Origin of the sequence: Thioclava kandeliae (assembly GCF_040297545.1) — a bacterium.
GTDB lineage: Bacteria > Pseudomonadota > Alphaproteobacteria > Rhodobacterales > Rhodobacteraceae > Thioclava > Thioclava kandeliae.
The window spans coordinates 1-15,217 of the sequence record NZ_JAYWLC010000006.1 but is presented as its reverse complement, the minus strand read 5'-3'; the positions used below and the strand labels follow the sequence as shown (position 1 = coordinate 15,217).

At 60.6% G+C, this 15,217-nt stretch carries 13 protein-coding genes; 5 read left to right on the top strand and 8 right to left on the bottom strand.

From position 1 onward, the window contains the following. The first annotated feature begins 14 nt into the window (after positions 1-14). Positions 15-1,193 (top strand): MalY/PatB family protein, encoded by a 1,179-nt coding sequence (locus VSX56_RS09135; RefSeq protein ID WP_339114052.1) that lies wholly within the window; start codon positions 15-17, stop codon positions 1,191-1,193. Positions 1,194-1,235: 42 nt separating this feature from the next. Here the strand turns inward: VSX56_RS09135 and VSX56_RS09130 are convergent, their stop codons facing one another. The 4 genes from VSX56_RS09130 to VSX56_RS09115 all read right to left on the bottom strand — a co-directional run bounded on the left by VSX56_RS09130 (position 1,236) and on the right by VSX56_RS09115 (position 8,068). Then, positions 1,236-1,613: a hypothetical protein gene (locus VSX56_RS09130; protein ID WP_339114053.1), complete on the bottom strand. Its 378-nt coding sequence runs from the start codon at positions 1,611-1,613 to the stop codon at positions 1,236-1,238. A 956-nt stretch (positions 1,614-2,569) separates the two neighbouring features. After that, on the bottom strand, positions 2,570-3,976 hold the full coding sequence (locus tag VSX56_RS09125; RefSeq protein ID WP_339114054.1) for an HlyD family type I secretion periplasmic adaptor subunit: 1,407 nt from the start codon (positions 3,974-3,976) through the stop codon (positions 2,570-2,572). Then, a complete protein-coding gene (locus VSX56_RS09120) occupies positions 3,976-5,733 on the bottom strand; it encodes a type I secretion system permease/ATPase (RefSeq protein ID WP_339114055.1) in 1,758 nt (585 codons plus the stop codon). The genes VSX56_RS09125 and VSX56_RS09120 overlap by 1 nt, the downstream gene beginning before the upstream one ends. Positions 5,734-5,851: 118 nt before the next feature. Further along, entirely contained in the window at positions 5,852-8,068 is a 2,217-nt protein-coding gene (locus VSX56_RS09115) for a transglycosylase domain-containing protein (RefSeq protein WP_350936556.1), read from the bottom strand. A 266-nt stretch (positions 8,069-8,334) separates the two neighbouring features. Between VSX56_RS09115 and VSX56_RS09110 the strand changes: the two genes are divergently transcribed. Both VSX56_RS09110 and VSX56_RS09105 read left to right on the top strand, forming a co-directional pair. Next, positions 8,335-8,673, top strand: coding sequence for a P-II family nitrogen regulator (locus tag VSX56_RS09110; RefSeq protein ID WP_339114057.1), 339 nt, complete (start codon positions 8,335-8,337; stop codon positions 8,671-8,673). A 27-nt stretch (positions 8,674-8,700) separates the two neighbouring features. After that, positions 8,701-10,050 carry an ammonium transporter gene (locus VSX56_RS09105; protein ID WP_339114058.1) on the top strand — a complete coding sequence of 450 codons (1,350 nt, stop codon included), beginning with the start codon at positions 8,701-8,703 and terminating at the stop codon, positions 10,048-10,050. 99 nt (positions 10,051-10,149) lie between these two features. Here the strand turns inward: VSX56_RS09105 and VSX56_RS09100 are convergent, their stop codons facing one another. The 4 genes from VSX56_RS09100 to smpB all read right to left on the bottom strand — a co-directional run bounded on the left by VSX56_RS09100 (position 10,150) and on the right by smpB (position 13,346). Continuing rightward, complete coding sequence (locus VSX56_RS09100; RefSeq protein WP_339114059.1) at positions 10,150-10,587, bottom strand: MarR family winged helix-turn-helix transcriptional regulator; 438 nt, start codon at positions 10,585-10,587, stop codon at positions 10,150-10,152. Between the two features lie 147 nt (positions 10,588-10,734). After that, entirely contained in the window at positions 10,735-11,916 is a 1,182-nt protein-coding gene (locus VSX56_RS09095) for an amino acid aminotransferase (RefSeq protein ID WP_339114455.1), read from the bottom strand. Beyond that, positions 11,916-12,767: a 3-mercaptopyruvate sulfurtransferase gene (gene sseA, locus VSX56_RS09090; RefSeq protein WP_350936553.1), complete on the bottom strand. Its 852-nt coding sequence runs from the start codon at positions 12,765-12,767 to the stop codon at positions 11,916-11,918. The genes VSX56_RS09095 and sseA overlap by 1 nt, the downstream gene beginning before the upstream one ends. A gap of 102 nt (positions 12,768-12,869) precedes the next feature. Next, positions 12,870-13,346, bottom strand: coding sequence for an SsrA-binding protein SmpB (gene smpB, locus VSX56_RS09085; protein ID WP_339114061.1), 477 nt, complete (start codon positions 13,344-13,346; stop codon positions 12,870-12,872). A gap of 152 nt (positions 13,347-13,498) precedes the next feature. On the opposite strand from smpB, the gene msrP reads away from it, so the two are divergent. Together msrP and msrQ are read left to right on the top strand one after the other, a co-directional pair. Next, a complete protein-coding gene (gene msrP / locus VSX56_RS09080) occupies positions 13,499-14,407 on the top strand; it encodes a protein-methionine-sulfoxide reductase catalytic subunit MsrP (RefSeq protein ID WP_350936551.1) in 909 nt (302 codons plus the stop codon). After that, positions 14,407-15,015, top strand: a complete 609-nt coding sequence (gene msrQ / locus VSX56_RS09075) for a protein-methionine-sulfoxide reductase heme-binding subunit MsrQ (protein WP_350936548.1) — start codon at positions 14,407-14,409, stop codon at positions 15,013-15,015. Before msrP ends, msrQ begins: the two co-directional genes overlap by 1 nt. Positions 15,016-15,217 lie beyond the last annotated feature (202 nt).

The following is a 15,217-nucleotide window of genomic DNA, read 5'->3' as shown; positions in this document are numbered from 1 at the left end:
GCAGGAGACATCTGATGAGCAAAGCGCCCGATTTCGACGAGATCATTGACCGCACCGGCACCCATTCCGCCAAATGGGACAGCATGGAAGACATCTATGGCGTGCCCGCCGCGACGGGTATCCCGATGTGGGTGGCCGATATGGATTTCCGTCCGCCCGCCTGTGTGCAGGAGGCGCTGGAGGAGATGACCCGTCAGGGCGTCTACGGCTATTGGGGCGGCAATGCAGAATACAACGCCGCAATCCGCTGGTGGATGAAGACGCGCCACGATTGGGAGGTGCAGGACGACTGGATCTTTACGACCCATGGTCTGGTGAATGGCACGGCGCTGTGCGTGGATGCGTTCACGGCGGAAGGCGACGGGGTAATGCTCATGACGCCAGTCTATCACGCCTTCGCCCGCGTGATCAAAGCGGCGGGGCGCGATGTGGTGGAATGCCCGCTGAAGCTGGTGGATGGCGGCTACCAGATGGATTTCGACGCATGGGATAGCATTGTGGATGAAAAGACCCGCATGCTGGTGCTCTGTTCGCCCCATAATCCGGGCGGGCGTGTCTGGAGCCGCGCCGAGCTGGAAGGTGTTGTGGAGTTTGCCCGCAAGCATGACCTGGTGCTGGTCTCGGACGAGATCCACCATGACCTGGTCATGCCGGGGCAGGTGCATACTCCCATGGCCAATGTTGCGGGCAACTACCCCGTGGTCATGATGACCGCCACCACCAAGACCTTCAATATCGCGGGCACGCATTCGGGAAATGTGATCATCGCCGATCCTGCGCTGCGCGCCAAGTTTTCCGCGCGGATGAATGCGCTGGGGATTTCGCCCAATAGTTTCGGCATGGCGATGGCGACGGCGGCTTACAGCCCCGAGGGGGCCGACTGGGTGGACGCGCTTTGTGCCTATCTGGATGGCAACCGCAAGATTTTCGACGCGGGCGTCAATGCCATTCCGGGCCTGAAATCGATGCCACTGGAGGCGACCTATCTGGCATGGGTCGATTTTTCCGGCGCGGGGATGGAGCGGGCCGAATTTACCCGTCGGGTGGAAAAAGAGGCGCTGATCGCCGCGAATTACGGCACGACCTTCGGCACGGGCGGCGAAACCTATCTTCGTTTCAATCTGGCCACGCCGCGGACACGGGTCGAAGAGGCTGTGGCGCGGTTGAAAAAGGCTTTTGAAGATCTGCAGTAATAGAAAAGGCCCCGAATGCGGGGCCTTTTTGACTTTGTGCCATCAGGCGCTTGGCAGATAGCCCACTGGCGCATCGGGATCGCGCACAAAATCCACAGGCGCGCGGTCTCTGACCGGCGTTTCCCGTTTGATCGCACATATCAGCTCGCCATTCTCGACCTCGGAGGCAATGATCAGCCCCGTCGCCACATGGCGGATGCCGTCATAGAGATAGACCTCACCTCTGAGATGATCGATCTCGTCGGCATTGAGCGCAAGCCCGCCTTCCCAGCGGCGCAGGATCGGCCAGTTCTTGTCGCCCGATCTAAGGCTGAGCTTCGTGCGTTTGCCCGCTGTCTTGATTTGCGCATCGCGCATCGCCTGGGCGATATCTTTCGGCAAGAACTCCATCAGGTCCTCCTTCCAGATGAGTCTTCTCATTCACAATTCTGTTCTCTTAATCATGAAAATCAAGTGAAACCCCGAGAGGATTTGAGAAGATATTTGTGGTGTGGGTGACTCTCCAGTCAGAAGATAGGGGAGTTTTTCCGAAGACAATGGTAGCCTTACCCATGCGATGCACCTGCGCGCGGTCGGAGCGCGCCCTTTGATCCGCGTGCAGAAATTTCGCGCCGGACCATGCACCCTGTTTGCGCTCAAACCGTCCGAGAAATGTTTCAGCGGCGGCACTGCACGGCAATCACCGGCCAGACGCATGGTTGGATTAGATGAATCCCGATCAGAGATGGTTCTGGCGAGAGGGCGAGGATCGGATGCGTGTCGGATATCGGGGCGGTGTTCAGAACGGCGTTGGATAAGCTGGCCATGGTAACGACGGGATGAGCCTGCCGTTGGCATGCGACACTCCGGATGGATCGGCACATTCCGCTGTCGTGTTCTTCGGACGGACCCCCATCGCTCTTGTAAGGTAAAGACTGCTGCCCTGTCGAAAAGATTCTGCCTGATAGAACGCGCCAGCGAGTGACGCATTTAGCTGTTCCGCGACTTGGGACGCGCACTGGGCGGGGCGGTGCCTCAAGCGTTGTTGCGCCGTAAGGCCAATGAGTGCTCGATGCCCTTGGCCGGTGGTCGCCTTGCCCTCTGGGTCTGCGGTAATGACGTTATGAGCATCCGCGATGGCGAGGTCATTGCCCGGCCTCCGCGTCTCTTGATGGATGGATGTGGTCTGAAAGCCGGATGCCGAGTTTCTGTCCGAGACCAGCGTCTGCGGGAGATCTTTTGCAACATCAGACACCTCCATTGGACGTTTTGTGGAGCATGATCAACAGGCAGGCTATGCGCCAGAAAAAACTCTTCCGCGAAATGCGGGGGCACTTCAGAAGGCCTGGGCGGTGGGGCGCCCGACAGACGGCTGGCGTGTTATATCTGCGCAGGATCTAGCTTTCGCGGAAGGCGTGGTCGAGATAGCTCAGGAAGGGCGCAAGGATATAGGTCAGCGGGGTGCGATCGGTCGTACGCAGATAGGCTTCGACCGGCATGCCTGGCAATAGCGGCATCTGCGCCATAATCGCTTCGGTTCTGGCATCCGGCATCACCTCTGCGCGGTAATATGCGGTCGCTGTGACAGGGTCGATCGAGGCATCCGGCGAGATCCTCTGGATCGATCCGGTCAGCTCCTGCACATCGCGCGCAGCGAGGCCGGGCAGGCGGAGGGTCGCCAGCTGACCCTGCCGGATCTCGTCGATATTCATGGGCGGGATGCGGATCTCGATCATCATAGGTCGATCCTGCGGAATGAGATAGAGAACCGGATCTGCGGGGCGCAGCACGGAAAGACGGGTGGTGGTGGCCATCTCGTGTACGATGCCGTCGATCGGTGCGCGGATGTCGAGAAGTTTGATCTTGTTGCGTAGATTCCGTACCTGCTCCATCTGCTGCAGTTCCTGCCGATCTATGTCATGCAGTTCGCTTTCGAGTTCGACCTGCCTCTGTGACAGGATCTGCAATTTCTGCAATTCGATCGTGGTGATATCCTCTCGTGTCTCCGCCTGTTTGGCGATCAGCTGGCCGTTCTGCCCGTAAAGCACGGCCAGTTCGCGCTCGAAGGAAAGCCGGCGGGCGCGTTGCTGGGAGGTCGTATCCGCGATCCCGCCCTGTGTTTGTAATTCTTCCGCCAGAAGAACCTGCTGTTGTTGAACGGATTTGATCTGCGCATCGATGCCGATGATCCGATCCTCGGCCTGAATGGCCTTGCGGTCGAGTTGCATCAGCATCTGCGCGAAGGCGGTGTTGCGCGCCTCGAACAGCGTTGTCTGGCCGGACAGGATCTGCTGCAGGCCGGGCTTGCTCTCGGCGCGCTGGGTCAGTGTCTCGGGATATGTCAGCTGATCTTGCCGCAACCGTTCGGCATTCAGCCGCGCCCGCCGCGCCTGAAGCGCAAAGAGCTGGTCCTGGAGAATGGTCAGTTCGGGCTGGAGATCCTGCCCGTCGAGCTTGATCAGGATGTCGCCCGCCGAGACCTTATCCCCATTATTCACGAAAATCTCCTCGACACGCCCGCCTTCCGGATGCTGTACGACCTGCCGGTTGGTATCGAATTCAAGCCGCCCCGAGACGATGACGGCCCCCGCGATCTTTGTCAGGCTCGCCCAGCTGCCGAAAATGACCACCAGAACGAAGAGGGCCGCATAGCCCAGGACCAGCAGATTATAGGTCGTGCGGTCCTTGGCCGCGATCTGGGGCTGCGGGCGGGGAGTTTGCGCGCCTCCAGAATGCGCCTTGGCACCGATTCTTCTGGTCAGATCTGCCGCGCGCAGTGGCGGGCGGGAATTGTTGCGAAGCATCAGGGCGCCTCCTTCCTCTGGGTGGCACCCGACATACCGGTCTTACCGATATGGCTAATATCCTTGGCATTGCGGACGGTCTTGGCAAGCACCTCCTGACGCGGACCGTAGGCGCGGCATTGCCCGTTCTCCAGCATCAAAAGGGTCTCGCATTCGGAGATGGCCGCGGGCCTGTGCGCCATGACGATAACGGCCCCACGCCGGTCTTTCATCTCGCGGATGGCGCGGTTGAGAGCGGCATTCCCGTCGGCATCGAGATTGGCATTGGGCTCGTCGAGAATCAGTAGCAGCGGGTCGCCAAACAAGGCTCGCGCCAGGCCGATCCGCTGGATCTGCCCGCCCGAAAGCGGCCCCGATGTACTGTGGATTCGGGTATCATACCCGTCGGGCAGATCGAGAATCATGTCATGTGCATCGGCCCGTTTCGCCGCCTCGATTACGGATTCGGGGGAGGGGTTGGCTTTCATGCGTGCGATGTTCTCGGCAATGGTGCCCTGAAAAAGGGTCACGTTCTGCGGCAGATAGCCCAAGAGTTGGCCCAATGTGTCGCTCGGGAAGCGGTGCAGGTCACTCTGGTCGAGGCGCAGGCTGCCATCGGCAAGGGGGCGCACCCCGCAGAGGGCACGGGCCAGCGTGGTCTTGCCGCACCCCGAGGGGCCGATCACGCCCAGAGCCTGTCCGGGTTCCAGCCGGAAGCTCAACGCACGCAGCGCGGGCCTGCGGGTCCCTGGAAGGACCACCGTGATGTTCTTGGCGATGACCCGTGCAGCGGGGCGCGAGGGGGTGATATGTATCTCGTCGGTCTGGCTGTCGAGCAGGTCGGGGAGCCTCAGCCAGCCATCGCGGGCACGGGCGATCACGCTCCAGCCACCGATGACGGTCTCGATCGGGCTGAGCGCACGGCCCATCAGGATCGAGCCCGCAATCATCGCACCGGCGCTCATCTCTCCGCGCAGCACTACCCATGCACCAAGGGCCAGCATGGCCGATTGCAGCAACTGGCGGAAACTGCGGGTGAAGGTGGTAAATCCTGTCGTCCGGTCTGCCGCGCGCGCCTCGGCGCGGAGCGCCGTTCCGCGGCTCTCGCGCCAGCGGTTGAAGGCGGCGCCCTGCATGCCGAGCGCCTGCAAAAGCTCGGCCTCGTCGCGCAGGTAATCCCCCAGCCTGCCGGAGACCGTCTGGGCCTGCGCCGCCTCGCGCGAAAGGCTGCGGGTGGCCACGCGGTTGAGCAGGGTCACCGCGATCAGTACCGCCCCGCCGCCCAAAGCCAAGAGCCCCAGCAGCGGGTGGAAGATGAAGATTGCCAGAAAGAACAGCGGGGACCACGGCATATCGAACAGGGCCAGCACTACCCGCGAGTTCAGGAGCTTCTGCACCGCGTCCAGGTCGGACAAGCCGAGGCTCGAGACGAGATCCTCGGGATTGAGGGCATTGCGGCGCAGGACGGCTGCGAAGACCCGCTCCTCGAGCCGGCCCATCAGACGTTTGGCCACGCGCGACATCAGGCGGGAGCGGACAAAATCCAGAAGGCCCATGACGGTGAAAAGAAAGACCACCAGCAGAAACAGGCTGGCAAGGGTCTCCTCGGCGCGTGATGCCAGAACCCTGTCATAGACCTGCAGCATGAACATCGGGCCGGTCATCATCAGGATGTTCACAAAAGCCGAGAACAGGCCGACGCTCAGGAACAGGCCCCATTCGCGCTTGCTTTCGTCATTCAGTCTTTTCTTGCCCAGAGGGGAGCGGCGGTCCGGCATGGGATACTCTCAGACAGTCGGAAACGAAAAACCGGCCCCACCAAAGATGAGGCCGGTTTTCATTTTTACCGCGAGGTATTTCGGAACCTTTACCGTTAGGGTTGATCTAGATAAAAATCTAGCGGTTTCCGGTAATTGCTCCCAAGACATCGTTGATGATCTTCTCGGCGATATTGGGTTCACGCCGTTGCTGGACCGGGGCGTTCTGCGCATTCCACGCCGATGTCGTCGTGCCGTCGCTATTATAGGTCTGGCCGGCATAGGGCTGCGTCTGGGCCTGCCATTCGGACGGGTTGGCCATCGGCAACGGTTTCGCGGGCTGGCCTTTCTCGACCCGGGTCATGACCTCGTGCCAGATCTCGGCGGGCAGGCCGCCGCCGGTCACGCCGGTCAGGGGCTTATTGTCGTCATTGCCCATCCAGACACCGGTCACATAGTCGTCGGTGAAGCCGATAAACCACGCATCGCGCGCCGACTGGGTGGTGCCGGTCTTGCCCGCAACCTCATAGCCATCAAGCTTCGCGCGGTGGCCCGTACCCTGTTCTACCACGTTATGCATCATATAGATCAGCTTGCGTGCGGCATCTTCCGAGATCACCCGCTCGCCGATACCGCCACCCGAGGTGAAGATCGGCTCTTTGTCGCCTTTGATCCGCAGATCGGTCAGGCCGTAGGGCTTCACCGAAGAGCCCCCATTCAGGATGCCCGCATAGGCGCCGGTCATGTCGATCAGCGTCGATTCGGAGACCCCGAGCGCCAGTGCCGGACCTTTGGCGAGGTTATGCCCGAAGCCGAAATCCTCGGCCACTTTGCGCACCGCATCGCGGCCCACCTCTTCCTGCAGGCGCACCGTCGCCACATTGACCGAATGGGTCAGCGCGGTGGTCAACGTGATCGGACCGCGGAAGACACCTTTCTCGTAATTCTGGGGCGACCAGGGGCCGGAGCCCGGGACATTGATCGTCAGGGGCGTATCCTCGACGATGGTATCGGGCGTCATCCCCATATCCATCGCTGCCGCGTAGACGAAGGGCTTGAAGGTGGAGCCCGGTTGGCGCAACGCCATTGTCGCGCGGTTGAACGCGCCCGAGACCTTGGTCTGGCGTCCGCCGACCATGGCCCGCACCGCACCATCGGCGCTCATGACGATGACCGCAGCCTCGGCCGTCGAGCCGTCTTTTACCTTGGTGTCGAACACATCCTTCAGCGCCGTCTCGGCAGCGGTCTGGATGCGCTGGTCGAAGGTGGTATGGATGATCACATCCTCGGTCGTGTCATTCGACAGGAAGGGCGGGATGTCATCCATGACCCAATCGGCAAAGTAACCGCCCGCGCGTTTCTGTGCAGCTTCCGACAGGGTCGCGGGGTTGGCTTTGGCTTCCTTGTATTCCGCATCCGTCAGGAATTTCTGCTCGTGCATGAGCGACAGGACGGTGTCGGCCCGTGCCTGCGACCGCGCGAGATTGTTGGTGGGGGCATAGCGGGTCGGGGCCTTCAGTAGCCCTGCCAGCATCGCCGCCTGCTGCGGGTTCACATTGGCCGCCGAAATCCCGAAATACCGCTGGGCAGCGGCTTCGAAGCCGCGCGCGCCCGCACCAAGATAGGCGCGGTTGAGGTAAATCGTCAGGATATCGGATTTTGTATATTTGGCCTCGAGCGCCAGCGCATAGGGCACTTCCTTGATCTTGCGGGTCAGACCGCCCGACCGGCAGTCATCCTCGTATTCGCCTTCGTTCTTCCACGTCTTAGGATCATAGGGCACACCGAGGCAAAGGAGCTTGGCAACCTGCTGGGTGATGGTTGAGCCACCATTGCCCGAGAAGGGGCCGCGCCCCTCGCTGAGGTTGATGCGGATGGCCGAAGCGATGCCGCGCGGGCTGACCCCGAAATGGTGATAGAAGCGGCGGTCCTCGGTGGCGACCACGGCCTCGCGCAGATAGGGCGAGACGTTTTTGGCGGTGATCTGCCCGCCAAAGGTCTCACCGCGCCATGCAAAGACGTCGTTATTTCGGTCGAGCATGGTAACCGAGCCGCGTGTGCGACCGTCCAGAAGCTGGGTCAGCGGGGGGAGGGTGCTGTAATAATAATAGACCGAAATCCCGAGAATGATGGCAATCACCGCCAGCACGCGCCATGTCGCCTTGAAGATCAGGCGACCGAAGAAGCCAAGGATGCCAAGAATGAACCCCAAGATCGGTCCATGCTTGCGCGGGGGCCGTTTGGGCGCCACTTTGGCGGGCTTTTTCGGAGGGGTTTTCTTCGGTCCAGGTTTGCCGCCGCTTGTGTAGCGTCGCTCCGCTACCAGCGGTTTGCGCGGGCCGCCATTATTTGCCATCTGCTCGTATCCGTTCTTGATCGTTCTGGCCAATTTACACGGATTGTTGGTCTTTGTGGAGGTTAGGGTTCTCACGATTCGGTATATTGCGTGATTAAAAAATATACTTACTGTCCAAAAAGTGTGCTTTGCCGGTTCGCTGGGCCACGGGAATGTGAGGCTGACGGCAAGGTTGCCTTGTAACATGCCTAAGTATTGGGCTTTGTGGCGGCATGCCGCCTATCGGTTCCGATAAGCGGAGCTGAGGAGACAGGAAGGAATCGAACGTGAAACTGATTATTGCAGCAATCAAGCCTTTCAAGCTCGAAGAGGTGCGTGAAGCGCTGACCTCCATCGGCGTGCGTGGCATGATGGTGACCGAAATCAAGGGTTTCGGCGCACAGTCCGGCCATACGGAAATCTATCGCGGTGCTGAATATGCGGTGAATTTCGTGCCGAAAGTGAAACTGGAAATCGTCGTGACGGATGGTCTTGCAGACGAGGTCGTTGATACGATTCTCAAGGCTGCAAAAACCGACAAGATCGGTGACGGCAAGATCTTCGTGCTCGACGTCGAACAATCGGTTCGCGTTCGTACCGGCGAAACCAACGAAGACGCTCTCTAAAGCGTCCGTGGGACAGGGGAATTACTGATGAAAAACTTCGGAAGACTTACCGGCCTTGCGGCCGCGGCCGCGCTGGTGGCTATGCCCGCGCTGGCTCAGGATGCACCGGCGGCTCCCTCCGCAGTGCCGACCGACAGCGTCTGGATCCTGAACACGCTGCTGTTCCTCGTGGGCGGCTTCCTCGTGTTCTTCATGGCGGCAGGTTTCGCCATGCTCGAAGCGGGCCTTGTTCGCTCGAAAAACGTGGCGATGCAGTGCCTCAAGAACATCGCGCTCTTTTCGATCGCCTGCATCATGTACTACCTGATCGGCTACAACCTGATGTATCCGCTGGGCAATTGGTCGATCGGCTCCGATGAGACCGGCGGCTATCTGGGCGCGTTCGCGACCGCAGTTCTCGAAGCCGTTGGCGTTGGTGCGGATGCGGTTGACGACTATTCCTATGCCTCGACCGGCTCGGACTTCTTCTTCCAGGTCATGTTCTGTGGCGCAACCGCCTCGATCGTGTCGGGGGCTCTGGCCGAGCGTATCAAGCTGTGGCCCTTCCTGATCTTCACCGCGATCCTGACCGGCGTGATCTATCCGATCCAGGCATCGTGGAAATGGGGCGGCGGCTTCCTCGACAGCCAGTTCGGCTTCCTCGATTTCGCAGGTTCGACCGTCGTGCACTCCGTCGGTGGCTGGGCAGCTCTTGCTGGCTGTCTGATCCTCGGCCCGCGTATCGGTAAATACAAAGACGGCCGCGTGACCCCCTTCCCGGGCTCCAACCTGACCCTTGCCACGCTCGGTACCTTCATCCTGTGGCTCGGCTGGTTCGGCTTCAACGGTGGCTCGCAGCTGGCGCTCGGTTCGATCGGTAACGCAGCCGACGTGTCGCGTATCTTCGTGAACACCAACATGGCCGCCTGTGCCGGTGCTTTCGCGGCAATGGTTCTGACCCAGATCCTCTACAAGAAGCCCGACCTTACCATGGTGCTTAACGGTGCGCTGGCCGGCCTCGTGTCGATCACCGCAGAGCCGCTGACCCCGGGTCTCGGCTGGGCCTGCATCATCGGTGCCATCGGCGGTATCATCGTGGTCTTCGCGGTTCCGTTCCTCGACAAGCTGAAGATCGATGACGTTGTCGGCGCGATCCCGGTCCACCTGTTCTGCGGTATCTGGGGCACCCTGGCTGTCTGCATCACCAACCCCGATGCGACGTTCATGGGCCAGCTGATCTCGATCATCATCGTCGGCGTCTTCGTCTTCGTGGTCTCGGCGATCCTGTGGCTGATCCTCAAAGCCGTAATGGGTATCCGCGTCTCCGCCGAAGACGAGACCATGGGTCTCGACAAGGCCGAGCTGGGCATGGAAGCCTATCCGGAATTCCGCTCCTGATTTCAGGTGCAGTGTGAACAAGAAAGGCCCGGATCATCGATCCGGGCCTTTTGCATTGGACAAAGGATAACAGAACCCGAGGTCCCTCCCGCCACCGCCTCAGCGGTTCTGGTTGTTGAGCGTATTGAGATTCTTGATCAGCGTCTCGAGGATGTCGGTCAGCTGTTCATAGGTGCCCTCCGGCATGCCGGTCATCGATTCGGCATAGACCTTATCGGCGGCGCTGCGGGCATCGGCAAAGGTGCTCTGGGCTTTTTCGGTGGGTGCCACGAGGCGCACGCGCCGGTCATTGGGCGAGGGCGCACGTTCGACCCAGTTGCCCTGTTCCATCCGGTCGACAAGGCGCGAGACCGAGATCGGCTCGATTTCCATCAGTTCGGCGAGCCGCGCCTGTGGCAACGGGCCTTCCCGCATCAGGATCGACATCAGACGCCATTGCGAGGAAGTCAGCCCGATTTCGGCAGTATGGGTTTCGAAACGGCTACGCACGGCGCGCGACGCATCATGAAGAAGATAGGCTAGGCGGGCTTTGGGCATAGTGGACCTCTGTTGTACAACGCCAATCTAGGGCGAAATTGTTATGATTTTATAAGTCCGCTCAAATTAACTTCAACATATTCTGGTTACAATATGCGAAAAGGCAGCCCGGAGGCTGCCTTTCATGTTTGCGGAGCCTATACGCGGTTAAACGCCGGCGGCAACAATCGCCTTGGCCAGAAGCGGCACAGAGGTCTTGTTCAGGCCCGCGATATTCAGGCGGCTATCGCCGACCATGTAGATCGCATTGTCCTCACGCATCTTCAGAACCTGCTCTTCGGTCGCGCCCAGGCGCGAGAACATCCCGCGGTGATGGGCCAGGAAGTCGAACCGGTCCGAATTGGTCAGCTGGCGCAGTTCCGAGGCGAGTTGCTCGCGCAGGCCCAGCATGCCGTTGCGCACGGCTTCCAGCTCGTCTTCCCATTCCTGACGCAGGGTCGGGTCGGTGAGGACCTTGGCCACCAGCGCCTGCCCGTGGAAGGGCGGGAAGGAATAGGCCAGACGGTTGAGTTTGCTGAGGTTGTCCTGCGTGACGGCGGTATTGGCCGCATCGCCCAGCACCATCAGGCAGCCGGTGCGCTCGCGGTAGATGCCGAAATTCTTCGAGCAGGAGGCCGCAATCATCAGTTCGGGCATTTTTTCGGCCATCAGGCGAGTGCCGGCGGCATCAGCCTCGAGACCGTCACCGAAGCCCTGATAGGCCAGATCGATCATCGGGGTCGCGCCGGTTTCGAGCAGGGTCTCTGCAACCACGGCCCATTGCTCCAGCGTCAGGTTGGCGCCGGTCGGGTTATGGCAGCAGCCATGCAGCAGGACGACATCGCCCTTCTTGGCCTGCTTGAGGTCCTCGATCATCGCATCGAAAGCCACCGCGCGGGCGTCATTGTCGAAATAGCGATAGGGTTTGACCTCGACACCCATGAAATTCAGGATGGTGATATGGTTCGGCCAGGTGGGGTCTGACACCCAGACCTTCATGTCGGGATTGGCCACGCGTGCCAGTTCGAACGCCTGACGGCAGGCACCGGTGCCGCCCACGGTCGACAGGAAGGCCAGACGGTCGGCGGGATAGCCCTCGCCCAGAACCATCGAGGCCATCGCCGCGTGGAAGTCGGGCTGGCCCGCAAGGCCTGCATAGCTTTTGGTGGTCTCGGTCTCGTGCAGGATCTTTTCTGCCTTCGAGATCGCGGTCATGATCGGGGTCTTGCCTTCAGCAGTCTTATAGACGCCGACGCCGAGGTCGATCTTGTCCTCGCGCGGATCCGCGCGATAGAGGCCGGACAGGGCAAGGATCTTGTCTGCCGGTTGCGGTTTGAGATTGCTGAACATCATGCTTCTCCGGTTGCGACCCTGAGGTCGTTATACATGCCCCATTCGGACCAGCTGCCGTCATAGAGCGACCAGTCGGTTTTGCCCATCGATTCGAGCGCCAGCGCCAGCACCGACGCGGTGACACCCGATCCACAGGACGTAATGGCGGGTTTCGCCAGATCGACGCCTGCCGCCTCGAAAACGGCGCGCAGTTCGTCGGGGGATTTCATCGTGCCATTGGCGGTGAGCACCTCGCCAAAGGGCACATTGCGCGCATTGGGGATGTGGCCCGCCCTCAGGCCGGGGCGCGGCTCGGGCTGGGTGCCGGCAAAGCGCGCGGGTGCGCGGGCGTCGATGATCACGGCATCACCCAGTTTCGAGCTATGCGCCACCTGCGTCACATCCTTCACCAGCTGCGCCTGACGCTGCACGGTCATATGGCGCTCGCGCAAGACGGGGGGCAGATCCTCGGTCGGGCGGCCTTCGGCCAGCCATTTCGGCAGGCCGCCATCGAGCACGGCCACATCCGTTTTGCCAAAGAGGCGGAACAGCCACCACACGCGCGGTGCCGAGAAGATGCCGCTCTGGTCATAGATCACTACCTGATGGCCATCGCCCACGCCCATGGCCCGCATCCGCGAGATGAACTTCTCGGCGGGCGGGGCCATATGCGGCAGATCGGAGCGGTGATCGGAAATCTCGTCGATATCGAAGAACCGCGCATTGGGGATATGGCAGGCCTCATAGGCCGCCTTGGCGTCCCTGTCGGAGCCGGGCATGAACCAGGACGCGTCGATCACCCGCAGGTCGGGGTTCTTCAGATGGTTTTCGAGCCACTCGGTCGATACCAGAGTCTTGGGATTATCCATCGTGCCACGTCCTCCCTTGCGGTCATTGCCTTGATTAAACGGAAGGGGCTCGGCGGTGCAAGTAGGGATAGGGCAGGGCGGGGATCTAGGGCCCGCCCCGACTCACATATTCTGCTTGAGCAGGCGCTGTTTCTGGCGGTTCCAGTCGCGCTTGGCTTCGGTGGCGCGCTTGTCGGCCACTTTCTTACCCTTGGCGATACCGATCAGGAGCTTCACGAAGCCCTTGTCGTTGAAATACATCTTCAGCGGCACAATGGTCATGCCCTCGCGCTGGGTCGCGTTCCACAGGCGCGAGAGTTCCCGCTTGGACACCAGCAGCTTGCGCTTGCGGCGTTCCTCGTGGCCGAAGGTCTTGGCCTGGGCATATTTCTCGATATTGCCATTGATCAGCCAAAGCTCGGCCTCCTCGACCGAGGCGTAGCTTTCGGCGATGTTCGCGCGGCCATTGCGCAGGGACTTGACCTCGGAGCCCGTCAGCACGATGCCCGCCTCGAGCGTATCCTCGACGGCGTAATGGTAGCGTGCCTGACGGTTTTCGGCGATCAGGCCGTTATTTTCTGAACTCGGTTTCTTTGCCATGGTCGCGCAGAGATAGGGCGGGCGGGCGTCTGAGTAAAGATCCTCAATCGTCCTGTCTGACCAAAACGTGAGGCTTTTTTGCGGAAACGCTGAAACTTCTCCCCGCTTCTGCCCGTATACTCTCCAAAGGCCGCAATCCCGGAGGACCGAGTATGACGCGCAGAGAGTGGGATATCTACAAGGATAGGGACGTCACCCCCAAGGAGATGTTCCTCAACCGCCGCCAGATCATGGCAGGAGGGCTGGGGGCGGGGCTCGTGGCGGCGCTGCCCAAGGGCGCGCGGGCCGAGGAGGCGCTCAAGCCCAACACATTCGAGGAGATCACCTCCTACAACAACTTCTATGAATTCGGTTGGGATAAATCCGACCCCGCCAAATATGCCAGCGCGCTGACGACCTCGCCATGGCCGGTCGAGATCGACGGTCTGGTCGACAAGCCCGGCACCTATGCTTTCGATGATCTGATAAAGATGGTCACCGTGGAAGAGCGTATCTACCGCTTCCGCTGTGTGGAGGCGTGGTCGATGGTAATCCCATGGTCGGGCTTCCAGCTGTCCGAGCTGCTGAAAAGGGTCGGCGTGCAGCCGGAGGCGAAATATGTGGCCTTCACCTCGGTCCTGCGCCCCGAGGAGATGCCCGGCCAGAAAGGCTATTCCGGTATCGACTGGCCCTATCAGGAGGGGCTGCGCATGGATGAGGCGATGAATCCCCTGACCCTGATGGCGACGGGGCTCTATGGCGAGGATCTCCCCAAACAGAACGGCGCGCCCATGCGACTGGTCGTGCCATGGAAATACGGGTTCAAATCCGCCAAGAGCATCGTGAAGATCTCGCTGGTGAAGGATCAGCCGCTCAATACCTGGCAGGCGCTGCAGCCCAGCGAATATGGCTTCTATGCCAATGTGAACCCGCAGGTGGATCACCCGCGCTGGTCGCAGGCGACGGAGCGCGTCATCGGCGCAGGACTGTTCGGTGGCCGCAAGGAGACACTGATGTTCAACGGCTATGGAGATCAGGTCGCCGCCATGTATGACGGTATGGATCTCCGGAAGTTCTATTGATGCAACTGGCTATCGCATCCCCGATCAATCGCGCGACGCGGCATCTGCCGACCTGGGTCGTCTACCTTGCGGGGCTGATCCCGCTGGCCTGGGTCGTCTGGCTGGTTCTCTCGGGCGGGATCGGCGTCGATCCGGTCAAGGGAATCGAGCACCGTCTGGGCAAGATCGCGTTGTGGTTCCTGATTGGCGGTTTGGTGATCTCGCCCCTGCGGCGGATCACGGGCGTGAACCTTCTGCGCTACCGTCGTGCGGCCGGTCTTCTGGGCTTCTTCTATGTGGCGCTTCACCTCATGGCGTGGATCGTTCTCGATATGGCGCTTCTCTGGAGGCAGCTGCTGCCTGACCTCTACCGCAGGCCCTATCTCTTGTTCGGGATCGCTGCATTCGCGTTGCTGATTCCGTTGGCAGTGACGTCGAACAACGCCTCGATCCGGCGTTTGGGGAAAAATTGGCGCCGCCTGCATTGGCTCGTTTATCCTGCGGTGGGATTGGGGCTCCTGCACTATCTCTGGCAGATGAAGGTCATCTCTGGCGAGGGCTGGATCTGGGCTTTGGTGTTTGTGGCCTTGCTGGGCGCGCGCCTCTTCTGGCGGTTTCGGGGACGCTGAGCCCCTTATCGGCTCTGACGGGGGAAGGATGAGAGATCGGGAGATCTGGCTGTGATCCATCGGCGCCGTTTCTTCGCTGGCAGCGGTCGTTCGCAAGGCTCTCGATGGGGTGCTTTAAAATAACTATATATATTTCAGCATGTTATTTGAATTTTTGTATGAATTTATGATTTTCGTTGAAAAAGGGGTTGCGGTGTTTGGG

What these genes read in the sequence shown, in the direction of transcription:
- VSX56_RS09130 (WP_339114053.1), bottom strand. Translation starts at nt 1,613, where the DNA reads ATGAGAAGACTCATCTGGAAGGAGGACCTGATGGAGTTCTTGCCGAAA.
- smpB (WP_339114061.1), bottom strand. Translation starts at nt 13,346, where the DNA reads ATGGCAAAGAAACCGAGTTCAGAAAATAACGGCCTGATCGCCGAAAAC.
- VSX56_RS09125 (WP_339114054.1), bottom strand. Translation starts at nt 3,976, where the DNA reads ATGCTTCGCAACAATTCCCGCCCGCCACTGCGCGCGGCAGATCTGACC.
- VSX56_RS09115 (WP_350936556.1), bottom strand. Translation starts at nt 8,068, where the DNA reads ATGGCAAATAATGGCGGCCCGCGCAAACCGCTGGTAGCGGAGCGACGC.
- msrQ (WP_350936548.1), top strand. Translation starts at nt 14,407, where the DNA reads ATGCAACTGGCTATCGCATCCCCGATCAATCGCGCGACGCGGCATCTG.
- VSX56_RS09105 (WP_339114058.1), top strand. Translation starts at nt 8,701, where the DNA reads ATGAAAAACTTCGGAAGACTTACCGGCCTTGCGGCCGCGGCCGCGCTG.
- sseA (WP_350936553.1), bottom strand. Translation starts at nt 12,767, where the DNA reads ATGGATAATCCCAAGACTCTGGTATCGACCGAGTGGCTCGAAAACCAT.
- VSX56_RS09100 (WP_339114059.1), bottom strand. Translation starts at nt 10,587, where the DNA reads ATGCCCAAAGCCCGCCTAGCCTATCTTCTTCATGATGCGTCGCGCGCC.
- VSX56_RS09135 (WP_339114052.1), top strand. Translation starts at nt 15, where the DNA reads ATGAGCAAAGCGCCCGATTTCGACGAGATCATTGACCGCACCGGCACC.
- VSX56_RS09095 (WP_339114455.1), bottom strand. Translation starts at nt 11,916, where the DNA reads ATGTTCAGCAATCTCAAACCGCAACCGGCAGACAAGATCCTTGCCCTG.
- msrP (WP_350936551.1), top strand. Translation starts at nt 13,499, where the DNA reads ATGACGCGCAGAGAGTGGGATATCTACAAGGATAGGGACGTCACCCCC.
- VSX56_RS09120 (WP_339114055.1), bottom strand. Translation starts at nt 5,733, where the DNA reads ATGCCGGACCGCCGCTCCCCTCTGGGCAAGAAAAGACTGAATGACGAA.